General features: G+C 53.0%; 15 protein-coding genes. 9 read left to right on the forward strand and 6 right to left on the reverse strand.

The genetic code is table 11. The features are described from left to right. Window positions 1–93: 93 nt before the first annotated feature. The 3 genes from ACMHXH_RS13775 to ACMHXH_RS13785 are packed head-to-tail and all read right to left on the reverse strand — an operon-like array spanning window position 94 to window position 3009. The gene (locus tag ACMHXH_RS13775) at window positions 94–693 is read right to left on the reverse strand and encodes a TlpA family protein disulfide reductase (RefSeq protein WP_039036054.1); all 600 of its coding nucleotides are present in this window, start codon (window positions 691–693) and stop codon (window positions 94–96) included. Continuing rightward, on the reverse strand, window positions 690–1088 hold the full coding sequence (locus ACMHXH_RS13780; protein ID WP_071475497.1) for a cytochrome c-type biogenesis protein CcmH: 399 nt from the start codon (window positions 1086–1088) through the stop codon (window positions 690–692). Before ACMHXH_RS13780 ends, ACMHXH_RS13775 begins: the two co-directional genes overlap by 4 nt. Further along, the gene (locus ACMHXH_RS13785; protein ID WP_052248295.1) at window positions 1081–3009 is read right to left on the reverse strand and encodes a heme lyase CcmF/NrfE family subunit; all 1929 of its coding nucleotides are present in this window, start codon (window positions 3007–3009) and stop codon (window positions 1081–1083) included. Before ACMHXH_RS13785 ends, ACMHXH_RS13780 begins: the two co-directional genes overlap by 8 nt. A gap of 391 nt (window positions 3010–3400) precedes the next feature. Between ACMHXH_RS13785 and ACMHXH_RS13790 the strand changes: the two genes are divergently transcribed. From ACMHXH_RS13790 to ACMHXH_RS13830, 9 genes are all read left to right on the forward strand, one after another. Continuing rightward, window positions 3401–5437, forward strand: a complete 2037-nt coding sequence (locus ACMHXH_RS13790; protein ID WP_039036055.1) for a cytochrome c — start codon at window positions 3401–3403, stop codon at window positions 5435–5437. Window positions 5438–5550: 113 nt separating this feature from the next. Further along, on the forward strand, window positions 5551–5937 hold the full coding sequence (locus ACMHXH_RS13795) for a rhodanese-like domain-containing protein (RefSeq protein WP_226684573.1): 387 nt from the start codon (window positions 5551–5553) through the stop codon (window positions 5935–5937). A gap of 38 nt (window positions 5938–5975) precedes the next feature. Continuing rightward, window positions 5976–6728 carry an FKBP-type peptidyl-prolyl cis-trans isomerase gene (locus tag ACMHXH_RS13800; RefSeq protein ID WP_039036057.1) on the forward strand — a complete coding sequence of 251 codons (753 nt, stop codon included), beginning with the start codon at window positions 5976–5978 and terminating at the stop codon, window positions 6726–6728. Window positions 6729–6739: 11 nt separating this feature from the next. After that, window positions 6740–7393 carry a tetratricopeptide repeat protein gene (locus ACMHXH_RS13805; protein WP_039036058.1) on the forward strand — a complete coding sequence of 218 codons (654 nt, stop codon included), beginning with the start codon at window positions 6740–6742 and terminating at the stop codon, window positions 7391–7393. A gap of 76 nt (window positions 7394–7469) precedes the next feature. Continuing rightward, window positions 7470–7970, forward strand: coding sequence for a nitrous oxide reductase accessory protein NosL (locus tag ACMHXH_RS13810; RefSeq protein ID WP_039036059.1), 501 nt, complete (start codon window positions 7470–7472; stop codon window positions 7968–7970). Window positions 7971–7975: 5 nt separating this feature from the next. Beyond that, entirely contained in the window at window positions 7976–9280 is a 1305-nt protein-coding gene (gene nosD, locus ACMHXH_RS13815) for a nitrous oxide reductase family maturation protein NosD (protein ID WP_071475496.1), read from the forward strand. Further along, entirely contained in the window at window positions 9267–10178 is a 912-nt protein-coding gene (locus ACMHXH_RS13820; RefSeq protein WP_052248298.1) for an ABC transporter ATP-binding protein, read from the forward strand. The genes nosD and ACMHXH_RS13820 overlap by 14 nt, the downstream gene beginning before the upstream one ends. Next, entirely contained in the window at window positions 10178–11017 is an 840-nt protein-coding gene (locus ACMHXH_RS13825; protein WP_335912383.1) for an ABC transporter permease subunit, read from the forward strand. Before ACMHXH_RS13820 ends, ACMHXH_RS13825 begins: the two co-directional genes overlap by 1 nt. Before the next feature lie 172 nt (window positions 11018–11189). Continuing rightward, on the forward strand, window positions 11190–12470 hold the full coding sequence (locus ACMHXH_RS13830) for a winged helix-turn-helix domain-containing protein (RefSeq protein WP_071475494.1): 1281 nt from the start codon (window positions 11190–11192) through the stop codon (window positions 12468–12470). A gap of 10 nt (window positions 12471–12480) precedes the next feature. Here ACMHXH_RS13830 and ACMHXH_RS13835 read toward each other — a convergent pair whose 3' ends face one another. The 3 genes from ACMHXH_RS13835 to ACMHXH_RS13845 form a co-directional block, all read right to left on the reverse strand. Then, complete coding sequence (locus ACMHXH_RS13835; RefSeq protein ID WP_144360896.1) at window positions 12481–12939, reverse strand: universal stress protein; 459 nt, start codon at window positions 12937–12939, stop codon at window positions 12481–12483. 230 nt (window positions 12940–13169) lie between these two features. Continuing rightward, window positions 13170–14372: an IS4 family transposase gene (locus tag ACMHXH_RS13840; RefSeq protein WP_335912385.1), complete on the reverse strand. Its 1203-nt coding sequence runs from the start codon at window positions 14370–14372 to the stop codon at window positions 13170–13172. Window positions 14373–14575: 203 nt separating this feature from the next. Beyond that, the coding region (locus ACMHXH_RS13845) for an IS30 family transposase (protein WP_413737912.1) at window positions 14576–15011 on the reverse strand (436 nt) is incomplete at its 5' end.

The raw sequence follows: 15011 nt of genomic DNA on the forward strand, positions 1-15011 counted from the left end.
CGGGCAAAAAGTGTGGGCGGAGAAGTCACATGGTTCTTTGCCAAAGAGTTGCCCGGAGTGACTTGGGGAGATGCTCCGGGACGGTTGCACTATTTACTGTTTCGCTTTGCTTTGGGCCAGCGTTTGATACTTGGCGGCAAAGCGCAACAGATAGTCGGCGATATCCGGGTCGTCCCAGTCCAGATAGCCGCGGATAAAGCCGACTAAGTTCCCATTGGGATCAAAAACATAAGTCGCCGGAACCACATTGGCCGGCATGATCTTCTCTATCTCTTTTTTGCTGTCTATCCAGCTGTCATCCAACTTGAGTTCATGCTTGGCCAGAAAAGGTGCCACAGCAGCCGGATCTTCATCTATCGACAGCGGCACTATTTGGATACTGCTGCCCTGCAGTTTGCTGCGTAGCTTGGCCAGCGCCGGCATCTCACGCAGACAGGGTGGACACCAGCTGGCCCAAAGATTCAGCAGCACCATACGTCCTTGGTATTCAGCCAAGGTCTTGGGGTTACCCTGTAGATCGGCAAAGGTCACCTTGGCCACCTTTCTGGCGTGCTGCATTTCAACAAATTCACGCATAATCATAGGCTTGTTTGGTACAGGTTCCCCTGTGTGATAAGCCTTGTGCTGCATTATGCCCCCTTGGGCCGATAGCGGCAGCAACAGGGCGAGACATAGAAGCAAGTAAGATCTCAAGATGGATTCTCCTGATCGTGTGGGGATGGATTGTTGCTGCGGCCGAAAAACAGCAGCATGCCGGGCAATACCAGTAACAAGATGACAGGTCCCAGCCATAGCAGTGCTGTGCCTGCGTTCAGCGAGGGTTGATAACGGATCTGCTCGCCATAGCGTTCTACCATAAAGTCGAGGATCTGCTCCCGGCTCTTGCCCTGCTGCAGCATCAAGTAGATCTGTGCTTTGAGCTCACTGGCAATGGCGGTTTCCGACTCAAACAGGTTTTGGTTGGTGGCCATGGGGCAGCGCAGTTCTTTGGAAATATCTATGCTGAGACGGGCTATATCCATGTCGGTCGCCTGGGCTTCGGCGCAAGCAAAGCTGAGCCATAATCCAAGTAGCATTAGCTTAATCATGTTGAAGTCTCCCTGAGGCGGTTAATAAATCGGTTTGCGGCCGGCGTTGACGTCGGTTTCCGAGGGCCAGTAGGCCACCAATGGCCATCAAGGCACCACCGAGCCAGATCCAACTCACCAATGGTTTGATGCTGAGGCGCACCAAAAATTCTTCATCGCTCAGTTGGGTGCCCATGGAGACATAGAGATCACCAAAGGCCCCACGGTGGATAGCAGCCTGGGACAGTGACATGCCGTTGGAGTTGAATTCCTGGCGTTCCGGATAAAGGTAAGTAAGCAGTTGCTCATTGTGCTCTACCCGAATCACGGCCTGTTCACCTCTGTAGGCAGGTTTGTCCAGCAAGCGGGTTTGCTCATAGATAAAGGTGTAGTCACCCAGAATGCTGCCTTGGCCCGGCCCCATACGCAGCAGAGAGTGCTGCTCGAAACAACTGACTCCGGTCGCGCCCATGATGCTGATAAGAAGGCCGGTGTGAGCCAGCAGCATGGGAATACTGCGGCGTTTGCCGGCAATCTGGCCCAGCGGCAACAGATAAAGCAGCAGAGTGCAGAGTAGAAAGAGGCTCATCGCACCGCCTGCCAGTAACCAAGGGTCGAGCCTGCCTTTAAAAAACAGCGCCAGTGCGGTCGCAATTACAGTGACCAGCGCCAGTAGCCCCAGGCGCCTCGGCGCCATATACGGCAGGGTGCTTATCGCCATGGGCAAGAGCAGCAGCGCCAGCATGGGCACAAACAGGGTATTAAAGTAGGGCGCCCCTACTGACAGACTTCCCAGGCCAATTGCCTGATAGAAAAGTGGGTAAAGGGTGCCCAGCAAGGTAGTCAGCGCCATGGTCAGCAGGATCAGGCTACCGAGCAACAGCTGACCGTCCCGGCCAAGTGGTGCCAGCTTGCCCGGCTGCCAGTGATGGCGACATCTGAGGCCAAATAGGGTGAATCCGGCGCCACCATAAAGTAGCAGTAACAGGAGTATGATGACTCCTCGCTCCGGATCGGCAGCAAACGCATGTACAGACTGAATAATGCCGGAGCGAACAATAAAGGTACCCAGCAGACACAGACTGAAGCCCAGCAGCACCAGCGCCAGGGCCGAGAGCTGGGCCAAGGGGTTGTGGTTTTTGATCAGCAAGCAGTGTAGCGCGCCAGTGGTCACCAGCCAGGGAATAAAGGCGGCATTTTCCACAGGATCCCAGAACCACCATCCGCCCCACCCCAATTCGTTATAGGCCCACCAGGAGCCCAGGGCATTACCTGCGGTGAGAAACACCCAGGTCAGCAGCAGATGGCGCTTGAGCCTGCCAAGGCGGGCGGCGCTGAACTTTTGGCTGACAAGCAATGCCAGCGCAATACAAAAACAGATCCCAAGGCCTGCATAACCGAGAAACAGCAGCGGCGGGTGCAGGATAAGGCCTATGTCCTGCAGCATGGGGCTGAGATCGCGTCCCTCTATCGGCACTTCCGGTAGTAGACGGGCAAAGGGGTTGGCGTACAGCAACATAAAGAAGATAAAGCCGCTGAGAATCGCTGAACAACTGCCGTGCAGCATCAACAGATAGTTGTGATCTTGCGAGCGCCTCTGTAGTCCCAGCCAGGCCCATAGTGCCATTACTGTCATCCAAAACAGCAAAGACCCTTCATGGCTGCCCCAAACTGCGGCCACTTTATAAAACAGCGGCAGGGCCGAGTTGGAATTGTTGGCCACATAAGCCACAGAGAAGTCGTTGAGGATAAACGCCAGTGCCAGCATGAGTACGGCGCCGGTCAGCCCAAGCGCTTGCCCCAGCAACAGCGGTCGCAGCGGCCATTCGAACCGAGGAATGCGATATTTGAGCAGCGCAAGCAAGGCGCCAAATAAGGCACAACTGCCGCTCAGGATCAGCAGGAAGTGTCCCAGTTCGGGCAACATGGTGATGGAAAACATGGCCGCTCTCTTTTGTTTTGCCGGGAAGCCCCGGGAATGGATCTATGGCACTGAGACTAGGGTTATTACCCCTTTGGCTCTGTGATCTGTCGCGCCTTTATCAGCCTATGTTTGCCGGCGCGGCATTTTTCAATTTTCAGCCGGGGTTTTGAGGTTTTTTGAGAAATAAAACGCTCAAAAAAAGAACTGAATAGTTCTGTTGTTAAAGATTAAAGCTATTGTTTTAAAAGATAAATGTAAGGTGTTGCTTTCTTGAGTTCTCAAGCGGGGGCGGGCTGTGCTCTGGCGCAGATTTTTGTCCTTGCACATATGAAGAATGAGTCGTGACCGGTCAAGCCGGCAATAACAAGTTCGTTTGTGAAATAACCGACGACAAATTCAGGAGTATATGATGAGACGATGGCAACAAAGGACAACACTCAGTATGTTGTTTTGTTTAACTGCCGTCAGCGGGGCTGGTGCGCTCGCGGCAGATAAACCAGGTCACGGCAATAAGCAGATGGGAGAGTCGGCACAAAAAGTGATCGCCAATCCCAACGGCATGGAAAAGGTAAACGGCGTCAAAACACTGCAGGATTATATCGTTCAGGAGAAAGAGCTGTTCGATTACCTGTTCCAGAATCACCCTGTGTTCAAGTATCAGGAAGAAGGCCGCCTCATTGGTATGTATAAGGTCAGTGACCGCGGTGAAGAATACATGGACCAAGGTAACAGCCAGAAGTACAGCAAACGGGTGGGACGCCCTTCTGCGGTGCAATATCGTTTGGCTGCCAAGTCTATTCTTGACTTTCCCAATAAGTTTGTTGGCCCTGAGAAGTGTGGTGAGTGTCATGCGGTGCAGTATGAGAAGTGGCAGCGTTCCCGTCACGCCCAGACCATACGTTTCCCCGGTGAGCATCCGGAAGTGGACAATGATCTGAAGAAAAAGCTGTATGGTTCTGATGCTTCCATATTGCCGGACGGCATTACTCCGGATGCTATTTACGCCACTGTAGGTACTCCAAGAACCAAGTATGGCTATATCGATAGCTTCCTGGTGCGTGGTTCCTACCACATTGAAGGCGGTCTGCTGAAAGATGGTACAGGTACCATGGTTGCCGGTGGTAACCAATTCTCCCGTGGTTGGGCCGAATGGTTGACCCCGGAAATGGCCAAGAAGATTCAGAAGGTTATTCCTGACTTCCCAACCAAGATGGAAGACTTCGGCGCCAGTGGTTCTCACCAGTGGGGTATGACCTCCTACGGTGCCAAGTATAAGAAAGAGTTCCTGTTCCAGCCTGCCAGCTCCTACTGCGAAGTGTGTCATAGCTTCAAGTTTGACTTCAAGAACAAGCAGGAATACCTGGATGCCCTTGGCGATCCCAAGAAACTGCAGGAACACACCATCAGCCGCGGTATCGCTTGTGAAGAGTGTCACGGCGCGGGTGGTCACCTGGACGGTGGTAACGGCGGCGGTATGCCTTCCAACTGTGAACGTTGTCACCAGCGTTTCAACTATATTGACGAACTGGCCGAAACCGAGCAAGGCAAGGAAAAGCTGGAATATGCCTTCAACGTCAAGATGAAGTCTTCTTGCCCATCTTGTGGTACCGAAGGTTCACAGATGTTCATGTCTTCTCACTATGACAAGGGCATGCGTTGTTCTACCTGTCACGATCCACATGAAGTAACAGGTAACGACTGGAAATCCGGTTACACCAAGCCAGCAATCAAGAAAGACTGTGTTGACTGTCACCAGGTTCAGGCCGAAATGGCTGCCAACACCGGCACTCACGCCAAGAACAGCTGTACCAGCTGTCACATGCCGAACATGGGTAGCTGTGAAAACTTCACCGCGATTCAATACCCGGATATGGCCGGCTTCGACGCAGTGCGTAAGTCTCACCTGTGGAAGATTGATGTCAGCCCCGATCGCAAGACTCTGAATCCTCCTGAAGGTCAACCTCGTAAGTCCACCACCAAAGGCTGGACTGTGGCTCAGGATGAGAATGGCCATGGCTATCTTGACCTGATGTGGACCTGTGCCCGTACCTCTATCTCTGACCACGACGTGGTTGAGCGTAAGGGTTGTCACAGCCAGTTCCAGTCCGAGCTGAGCAAGGGCCTGCACTTCAAGGATCAGAAAGAGATCTACGGCAAGGTCATGAAGTGGCAGACACCTGTCAAAGACAGCCTGGCGAAAGTGGAAGATGCGCTCAAGCGTGTCGATCGCAAGGTCGCCAAGAACAAACTGTCTATCGAAGACAAGACTCAGGTACTGCTGTTGACCGACAAGGCTCGCGACATAGTCGAGTTTATTCGTAAAGACGGTTCCTGGGGTGTTCACGCCCCCCGTTATGCCCGCAAGCGTATGGATGCAGCGGTCACTTATGTGACTCAGGCTGAAGCCATTGCTGACGGCAAAGGCACCAAGACAGCCTCGCTGTAATTTGGCAACTCAGGCTCCGGGCGCTCGTCCGGAGCCTTTAATGGAGGATAAAGATGCGAGTTCGACTCTCATTGAAACAGGCGCTGAAACAGTCCCTGCTGCCGCTGGCATTTATGGTTGCGGCACCGGCGGTGCTGGCAGGCGGTGGCGGAGATCTGGTTCCGGCTCCCTACCACGAAGAGATACTCAACCAGATCTCCATGCGTGAGGCCGAGATGCTGCTCAGCCAGCCCGGGGTGATCTTCTATGACGTCAACACCCTGGAGATATGGGGTGATGGCTTCATTCCCGGTGCCATCTACTTCAACGTCAATAACTGGAAGACCTTGTTGCCGGAAAACAAGGACACCACCATGGTGTTTTACTGTGCCAACCGCCTCTGTACTGCCAGCAACGTGGCCGCCAGAGAGGTGATGAAACTGGGTTATACCGATGTCAGACAGATGCCGGATGGTATCTATGGCTGGCGCATCTCGGGACGACCGATTGAGCGTCCTTGAGAATAGATTATTTGGGCATTAAATTTAGAAATTGCAGGATGAAAACCATGAAATTACAAAAACTTGCTACTACTATTTCCCTCTCTCTTTGTCTGAGCCTGCCCGCACTGGCGGCAGACTTGAAGACGGAGACAGACAAGACCTCCTACGCTCTGGGTGCCTCTGTAGGCAACTATATATCGGGCCAGGTTTATCAACAGTTGGAGCTGGGCGCCGAAGTCAATATGGAGCTGCTGGTTACCGGCTTTACCGATGCGCTTAAAGACAAGCAGCAACTGACAGATGAACAGATCCTGGATCTACTGAATCAACGCGCCATCGTACTCAATGAAGAAAGAGAGGCCCGCTTCGATAAACTGGCTGAGGATAACCTCAAGGCCGGCGAAGCTTTCCTGGCCGAGAACAAGAAAAAGTCCGGCGTTAAGGTCACCGACAGTGGCTTGCAGTACGAAGTGCTGAGCATGGGTAAGGGCAAGAAGCCTAATCCTGAAGATGTGGTGACGGTCAACTATGTCGGCAAGCTTATCGACGGCACAGTATTTGAGGACAGCAGTACCAACAAGGCCGCCGGTCGTTTTGCGCTGATGACAGTGATCCCCGGCTGGGAAGAGGGCCTGAGACTCATGCCCGAAGGCTCCAAGTTCCGTTTTGTGATCCCTGCCAAGCTGGCCTATGGCGAGCAGGCTCCCGGGGTGATCCCGCCGCAGGCCACTCTGGTGTTTGAAGTCGAGCTGGTCAAGGTCGAGCAGCCGGGTAAAGACAGCAAGTATCCAATGCCTGGCCACGGTTGACAGGAGGCGTTATGGCTAACCCGCTTTGGTTGGGACTGGCCCTGCTGAGTCTGGCATTTATGAGCCTGTTTGCCCTTTATCAGTGGCAAACCTGCCGCGGAGACAGGGGCGTACCGGCTCTATGGCACTGGAGTCTGTTGCCGCTGCTGATCATAGGTTTGAGTCTTGGGACTTACTCCTATACCGGCCGTTATAACGATTGGCAGTTGGCCGAGGCCGACGACAGCATAGATTATCTGTTGGCTGCCGAAATTGTCCGGCTTCGGCGCGCCAGTGCCGAGGCGCCACAAGACACCAGCCTGATGCAACAGCTGGCGCAGGCCTATGTGCGCGGCGGCATGTATCTGGATGCGGTAGCTACCTTGAAGCAGCAGTTGCAACTTCAGGGCAAGAGTGCCGCCTTACTGGGGCAGTTGGCCGAAGCCGCCTATTACCGAGATCAACGCCAGTGGCTGCCGGAATCCCAGGATTGGGTCGAACAGGCCCTGGCGCTGGATAACGCCGATCCTGGCACCCGGCTGTTGCTGGCCAATGATGCCTTCCTTAACCAAAGATATGCCGAGGCTATAGGCCATTGGCAACTGCTGCTCGACAGTAGCAATGAGCAGTTGGACCGTGAGGCGTTGCAATATGCCATTGCCAACGCCCGCAGCCGACTCGAATGATTTTTTCAACCCTCGCCCAATGGGTTGTCCCTGCAAGGCCCCGGCGAGGTGTTGAATCTGTTGATTGGAGAGAAAGATGAAAAAGACACTTTTGGCTATCGCTATTCCCATCCTGTTAATGGGGCTGTCCGGATGCTCTCCGGCGCAGAGCCACAATCAGGAAACTCACGCCCAGCATCTGGAACAGCATGACAAGTGCCATATGTGCGGCATGATGATCACCAAATACCCTGGACCCAAGGGGCAACTTATGCTCAAAGACAGTGATGCTGTGCCCAAGTTCTGCTCCAGCCGTGACATGTTCAGCTTTGCGTTGCAACCGGAAAACCAGCGCAGAATCAAGGCTATGTTTGTCCATGATATGGGTACTACCGACTGGGAACAGCCGGATGACAACGCCTTTATCGATGCTACCACTGCTTGGTATGTTTATGGCACCAGCAAGAAGGGAGTGATGGGGCCGGCGGTTGCACCATTTTCAACCAAGGAAGCGGCGCAGGCTTTCGCCGAAGCCTGGGGTGGCCGGGTACTGGCCTATGAGGAGATCACTTTGGAACTGCTGGAAGGAGCCGACTGAGGTTGATGTTACGCACTCTGCTGGCCCTGATGCTGCTCTCGTTTGGCTGCCTTGGCAGCCAAAACCCGCTGCAGGCACGTATAGATGCACTGAGAGAAGGCGAGGTACTGACTCTCTCTGCCGCCGAGTATGTGGGGCCGCTGATGATCGACAAGGCGATCGCCATTGTCGGCGAGCCCGGCACTATAATCGATGCCGGTGGTAAAGGTAGCGCCGTGACCATCAAGGCTGCAGGCGTGCGCCTGCAGGGGCTTGAGATACGTAACTGGGGCAGCGATCTCTATGAACATGATTCCGGGGTGCGTCTGTTGCCGGGGGCCGATGATGTCCGCTTGTTGCAGCTTGAGCTGTCTGGGCCTGGATTTGGCATTCATGGCGAGCAGCTCAAGCGTCCGGAAGTGGAATATTGCCGTATCAGCGGTGACGACAGGCGTTATCTGCTGGACAGAGGTGACGGCATCTTTCTCAAATATGTTGAGGCCCCCGAACTGCACCACAATCAGATAGCTTCGGTGCGCGACGGTATTTATCTGGAAAACGTCGACGCCAGCCAGGTCAGCCACAATCAATTCAGCCGCCAGCAATATGGCATTCACTACATGTACACCCGCAATGACAGCGCCTGGAACAACAACGCCAAATGGTTACAGGGTGGCTATGCGCTGATGAGCTCCAAGGGGATCACCCTGGAACATAATCAAGTCAGCGCCGCAATCGATTTTGGTATCTTGCTCAATGTGACTCAGCAGAGCGAGGTGCATCATAACCGGGTGACCACTATTCATAACCCCAAGGGCGATCCCGCTATTGCCAGTGAAGGTAAGGGGCTGTTTATCTATGGTGCCGCCGACAACCGCATCAGCCATAACCATTTCAGTGACAGTGATACCGGCATAAGTGTCGCTTTGGGCGGTGAAGGTAATAGCCTGTGGCGCAACAACATAGAAAACAATCTGACTCAGGTGCGTTACGTCGGCAGTAAGTCGCAGGAGTGGAGCCTTATGGGACAGGGTAATTATTGGAGCAGTTATCAGGGCTGGGATCTCGATGGTGATGACATAGGTGATACTCCCTATCTGCCCAACGATGCCCTGGACAGGCTGTTTTGGCTTTATCCAGAGGCCAGATGGTTGATGGACAGCCCAGTGGTGCTCCTGCTGCGCTGGCTGCAGCGCCAGTTGGCTCTGGCCGAGGATATCGGCATTCGCGACAGTTTTCCTTTGCTGCAACCCATTGAGATTCAGACGAAGCGAGAAATGACAACCAATTCGCAACCGAGTGACGAGGAGACCCGCTATGCCCAGCATTGATTGTCGGCAACTGGCCTATGTTCGTGGCGACAGGCCTGTGCTGGAGAATATCAGTTTGCAGCTGCCCCAGGGTAAGTTACTGGCGCTGCTGGGCCATAATGGTGCCGGCAAATCGACCCTGATCAAACTGCTGTTGGGGCTGCTTAAACCCGCCGGTGGCGAGCTGAAGATTCTCGGTAAGGCCGCCGGTGAAAGCCCTATGCAGGTGGGGTATCTGCCGGAGAATGTCAGTTTCTACGACAATATGCCTTTGGGCGAACTGCTGAATTATTTTGCCGGGCTCAAGGGTATAGACGCGGCCAGGGTCAAAGAGCTGCTGGTTGAGTTTGAACTGGATGGCTTGGTGAAACGCAGGTTGGGACAGTGCTCCAAGGGGCAAAGACAGCGGCTTGGGTTGGCGCAGGCACTACTGAGCCGCCCCAGATTACTGTTGCTCGATGAACCGACAGTAGGCCTGGACCCCTCGGCCTCGGCGCTCATGTATGCTCAATTGGCGGCGCTGAAACAGCAGGGCTGCACCATAGTGGTTTGCACCCATGAGCTGGCTTTGGTTGAGCCGCATCTTGATTTGGCGCTCATGTTGGCAAATGGCCGGATGCGGGCGTTGGGAAGCTTGGATAACCTGAGGCAAGAGGCTGACTTACCACAAGAGATCCTGTTGCCATCTCGGCTGGAGCTCAGTGGCGATCCCGTGCTGGGGCCGAGTTTTTCCGCTGGCCGGTTGAAACTGGCTAAGGCCAGCGTGCCGGATGCGATAGCCGTACTGACGGAGCAATACCGCTGCTTTGACTTTCAGTTGCCTCCGGCCTCGCTCGGTGAACTATTTCATCATTTTATGGCGCCGTCTGACTCAAATCGCCGAAATGTTGCGCCCAAAAGATTCGGGGAGGCCGCCTGATGCAACTGGTCAGAGAAAATGAAGCATTGACATCTCAGCGGCCTAATCCGTTATTTATCGTAGCCGCCAAAGAGTTTAAAGATTGCCTGCGGAGCCGCTGGCTGCAAACGGCTTGCTGCTTGTTTGCCTTGTTGGCGGCGGCAGTTATTTTCGGCGCCGGAGCCTTAGGCGGTGAGTTTCGCTGGCAGGTACTGCCGCAGCTGTTCAATTCTCTTTTAACCTTAAGCGTTTTTCTGGTGCCGCTGCTGGCGCTGCTATTGAGTTTCGATGCCGTGGTGGGGGAGGCCGAAGCCGGCACCTTATTATTACTGCTGACTTACCCTTTGAGCCGCAGTCAGTGGTTGGCCGGTAAACTGATGGGGCAGGGCGGCGCCTTGCTGCTGGCTTTGTTGCTGGGGTTTGGCTTGCCTTTGGGGTTACTGCCGCTATTGGCTCAGGAATACCGTACAGTTGAGTTACCCGCGGCTCTTACCCTCTTACTGGCCAGCGCCTGGTTGCTCGGGTTGGTGTTTATGCTGTTAGGCTACTGGGTCAGCATGCAGGTTAAACAGAAGGCTCAGGCACTGGCGCTGCTAATGCTGCTTTGGCTGCTGCTAGTGCTGCTCTATGATCTGGCCTTGTTGGTATTGGCCGTGGTAGCGGCCGATACCCTTGGTCAGGCGGGATTGCAGTGGCTGATGCTGCTGAACCCGGCCAGTGTGTTTCGGCTGCTCAATCAAAGTTTTCTGGGCTTGGCCAGTGGTGTGCCGACCTGGCCCTGGTTACTGGGAATACTCTTTGGCTGGCTGTTGTTGTTATCTTGGCTGTGCCGCTACAGTTTTCAGCGTCGACTACTGTAAATCTGCTATTGGAGTCTGCTGTATTAGATATTTTTTGTTTAACAAAAACAAATTGTTAATTGATATAGCTGTCACATTCTATCTGTTGCACTCAGGTTAAACTCATAACCTATCCTCAGGCCCCCATTGATGGGGGCAGTCAAATCTTCTGGAGTGACTTTTCGGAGTGACAATGCAACAGCTGACTCCCTATTTGGCGTTGGATACCAAGGCAAAACACTTGCTGGATCAACGCGATGGTTCAGAAATCGTCCTGTCGTTTTCTGAGGCTCAGGTATTGTCACACCTGTTGTCTGCCCCGGGAAACGTGTTTGGAAAAGAAGAATTGCTGGCTGTAGGTTGGCCGGAGCGGGTGGTGGCGCTGACCTCTCTGACTCAATGCATCAGTATTCTCAGAAAAAAGCTGGAACCCTATCCTGAAATTCAGCTCAAGACGGTTGCCCGCCGTGGCTATCAGCTGAATATTTCCGAGCAGTCGCACGTGCATATGCTGGCTATCTCAGATGGTGAAGCTATCCGCACTGCCTTGGTGAGTGTGTCGCTCAAGATAAAGCTCCTGGGGATTTTGTTGTTGTTGGGGCTGGTGGGCTTCTTCTGGTACTACAGTGACTATCATGAGATGGTCAAGCAGGTGAGCCATTGGCGGGCCGACAAGCAGTTGCCTTTGAATGTGGGCGGCACGCTGGCCTCGGCGCAGTTGTTTTACAGTGATGAGGCCAAGCAGCTGCATCCTTCCATGTGGCAAAAGCATCTGGCGCCTGAGGGAAATCTTATCCCCGGATTGAAGCATTTCAGCGCTTATGCCTCTTCGGATGGGCGTAATTACTCCTTTGCCATCTGTCCCAGTGCCGATGAAACCGGCTGTGACGGCGATGGTATCATCAATATCACCGCCATAGATCCCAAACCTGCCGGTCTTAGCATGAAGGAGTTTGTGCCCCTGAGTAAGGAGATGGAGCGACGGATCCGCTACAACCGTATTATTTTGCCACCGGCGGTAGACAATGCCGAATTGGTGGAGCACAACTACCATGCGGATATCTATTTCCCGGTTGCCGGTGAACTCTTGGTGCGTACCGATCTCAGCCTATCCTTGGTTTACGACAATAAAGACTCGGGGCAGTTTTATTCATCGGCTTGTGTTACCGATCAGGATTGCATCACCACACCGATAAAGTATCAACTGCGGGGCCATTTTCACCAGTACCGCACTGAGATTTCCGGCACCTTGGTGGATGTGTTCCAGGTGAAAGTGAATCAGAAAGAGCTCATCAAGCCGGACAATGTCAGTGACTCAGCGATGCACTTCTACCGCGAGATCCGTAAAGACGATATCCGTGATGAGGAGATCTACTACTTCCGGGTCTATCAGGATCACAAGACAGCGGTCTGGATAGTGCCGCAGATGGGTAATTTGCTGGCCTGGACCACTTACAGTGAAGTGAAACTCTGAGCCGATAAGGTTACTTTACTACCATCACAGGGCACTTGGCCTTGTTGATAATCTCCTCGGCGACACTGGGCAGCAGCCAATGGGCCAGCGCAGTGCGTTGATGACAGCCGATAACTATCATGCCCACATCGGCGCTCTCGGCCTCTTCGAGGATTTGGCCGGCAGCGCTGCCGCGGCGGATAAGCACCTCGAGCTGCTGCTCTGGATGCAACTGCTGCAACAGAGCTTGTATTTTTTCTGAAGCATAGGCCTGCATATGTTGCTGTAACTGCGCTTGGGTCACGGCCACTATGCCGAAGTTCTCTTCGTGATGGGGTAGAGTGGTAATGTCTTCGCCATAGGCTTTGCTTATCACATGCAGCAGCCTCAGCTTCACTTTATAGAGCGCCGCCAACTCTATGGCATATTCCAGGGCGTGTTCGGATTCTTCAGAGAAGTCGACCGGACAGAGGATTTGTCGGGTACGCATGATGCATCTCCTTTTACTCGGCGTTGGCCATTTCTTTAAGTTTAAGCCAGTCTTGGCCAGGTACAAATCTGGCGTTCAGGGGAGATATTCGCTGGTGCCTCATGCTGTTTGATGGCCTTGATGATTGTTCTTCGGTGTAACGTTTCTTCATGTTGAGATCTCCATTGGCTCTAGTGTATTGGAAATCTCATCAATGTCATGGTCTTAAATTCGGGGTCTGGAGGATCCCCTCATAATTCGGGCCTCCCAGAGGTGTTAACCAGTTTAAGAAATTCACCCCAAGCCCAGCGAAAATGCGATTCTTTGATTGAGTATTCCGGACGTCGTCTCACTTCTTTGCCGAGTCTGAGCACAGATAGCACGTTTCTGTCACGTATCGTATTGGCTTGAAATCTCCGCTGCCATCCCAGATGCCTGGCAGCCAGACCGATGCACCAAAGCAGGATTTCTGCCAACAAAGCTATCAGCAACAACACATCATAACGGCGTGGACAACGACTGCGGCTTTGTCTGAGTCCCATGCCGTATTGGGGACTTTTGAGGTCGCGAAAGGTTTCTTCTATCTGCATCCGTCTGGCATAAAGTTTGACCACCTGCGTTGACGAGAACGCCTCCGTAGGCAAGTTGGTTGCCAGTAACCAAGGCTCTTTACTGCCAAGACGGTAACTTTGTTGTGCCGTATGATTGCGTCCTGCTTTGGATGACCGCTTGTCGGCTCGATATTTCGGCGCAGCCTTGTACAGATGTAAATGACAGCACATAGGCGATTTTCGTCCCAGTTTTACGTAACCAATATGTCGGGCTTTCGCCGTGGCGGAGGGATAAAGCGACTTATTCAACTGCCATTGGGCATGATTGGCCAGGAGAAAGCCGACATCCCCACGGACACGGCCAAGCCAAAACCAACCATATCGTTCCACCTCCCGAAACCAGGTATTGCGGTAACCCGCATCGGTGACAATCAGTGGACACACATGGGACGGCAGCACCTGTGCCAACTCAGCCAAGAAGGCGTTATGGCTGCGGGGAGCATTATAGTCGGCAAACTTGAAAGTACGCTCATACAGGGTAATCGAGCGCCCTTGCACACTGACAGAGGCTCGCAATGTCATCATCCGCAGTTGTTCACGGACATCAGACCAATCAATGAGGATTACCGGCATGGGATTAGCTGCACAGAGTAACTTTGCATGCCATTGATAAATAGCGAATTTATCAGAGTGTAGATGCGGGTTGCCGAGTAGCCTGTCTATCCGTTTGATGTTGTGCTTTGGCGCCACCGCACCAGAGATATTGCGACCAAGCTGAGTCAGTGACAATTGGTTGCCATCAAGTAACGCTTCTGTAGCAACCATCAGAGAATTAAGCCGTTTTTGATGTATTTGCGGGCATTGCTTTTTGAGTAAATCGTGTAAGATGTGGACATCACGCATGGTGTTGGATCTGGTAGTTTTTTGGCGAAATCAATTAGATAAATCAACACCATGCGTGTCTACTGAATTGAATAAAAAGGGAATTATCTGGGGATTCCCTAGATTCGGGGTAAAGGTCACTGCCAAAAGGTAATAAAGATTAATCCACAATGAGTTAGTTGAATAGCTCGCGAATTCAACTCCGAAGTGCACCACTCGCTAAATTAGGCTGCCTTGCGTAATTCATTGAATACCGCAATAGGTTGCCTGAAGCCGAGGCACTTTCTCGGTCTGGCATTTAATGCCCGTTCAATCTCACTAATTTGCCTATCTGTTACCGTCCGCAAATCGGTGCCTTTCCGTATGTATTGCCGCAGCAAACCGTTGAAGTTTTCATTCAGTCCGCGTTCCCAGGACGAATAAGGGTTAGCGAAGTAGACATCCGTTTTAAGCTTTTCTGCGACCTGTTCGTGGTCACAGAACTCGCTGCCGTTGTCCGCAGTGATAGTTCGAACATAACTTCGATATTTCCACAGCATGCCAACCATTGCCCGGGCCACATCGGCTGCGCTTTTCGCTGGCACTTTGCGTATCAGGTACAGCTTACTTTTTCTCTCAACCAGGCTGACAATCGCGCCCGTACCTTGCTTGCCCAGAACC

The organism is Shewanella sp. BJSY2023SW001 (assembly GCF_047314685.1).
Classification (GTDB): domain Bacteria; phylum Pseudomonadota; class Gammaproteobacteria; order Enterobacterales; family Shewanellaceae; genus Shewanella; species Shewanella indica.

What these genes read in the sequence shown, in the direction of transcription:
- ACMHXH_RS13780 (WP_071475497.1), bottom strand. Translation starts at nt 1,088, where the DNA reads ATGATTAAGCTAATGCTACTTGGATTATGGCTCAGCTTTGCTTGCGCC.
- ACMHXH_RS13785 (WP_052248295.1), bottom strand. Translation starts at nt 3,009, where the DNA reads ATGTTTTCCATCACCATGTTGCCCGAACTGGGACACTTCCTGCTGATC.
- ACMHXH_RS13790 (WP_039036055.1), top strand. Translation starts at nt 3,401, where the DNA reads ATGAGACGATGGCAACAAAGGACAACACTCAGTATGTTGTTTTGTTTA.
- ACMHXH_RS13795 (WP_226684573.1), top strand. Translation starts at nt 5,551, where the DNA reads ATGGTTGCGGCACCGGCGGTGCTGGCAGGCGGTGGCGGAGATCTGGTT.
- ACMHXH_RS13800 (WP_039036057.1), top strand. Translation starts at nt 5,976, where the DNA reads ATGAAAACCATGAAATTACAAAAACTTGCTACTACTATTTCCCTCTCT.
- ACMHXH_RS13805 (WP_039036058.1), top strand. Translation starts at nt 6,740, where the DNA reads ATGGCTAACCCGCTTTGGTTGGGACTGGCCCTGCTGAGTCTGGCATTT.
- ACMHXH_RS13810 (WP_039036059.1), top strand. Translation starts at nt 7,470, where the DNA reads ATGAAAAAGACACTTTTGGCTATCGCTATTCCCATCCTGTTAATGGGG.
- nosD (WP_071475496.1), top strand. Translation starts at nt 7,976, where the DNA reads ATGTTACGCACTCTGCTGGCCCTGATGCTGCTCTCGTTTGGCTGCCTT.
- ACMHXH_RS13820 (WP_052248298.1), top strand. Translation starts at nt 9,267, where the DNA reads ATGCCCAGCATTGATTGTCGGCAACTGGCCTATGTTCGTGGCGACAGG.
- ACMHXH_RS13825 (WP_335912383.1), top strand. Translation starts at nt 10,178, where the DNA reads ATGCAACTGGTCAGAGAAAATGAAGCATTGACATCTCAGCGGCCTAAT.
- ACMHXH_RS13830 (WP_071475494.1), top strand. Translation starts at nt 11,190, where the DNA reads ATGCAACAGCTGACTCCCTATTTGGCGTTGGATACCAAGGCAAAACAC.
- ACMHXH_RS13835 (WP_144360896.1), bottom strand. Translation starts at nt 12,939, where the DNA reads ATGCGTACCCGACAAATCCTCTGTCCGGTCGACTTCTCTGAAGAATCC.
- ACMHXH_RS13840 (WP_335912385.1), bottom strand. Translation starts at nt 14,372, where the DNA reads ATGCGTGATGTCCACATCTTACACGATTTACTCAAAAAGCAATGCCCG.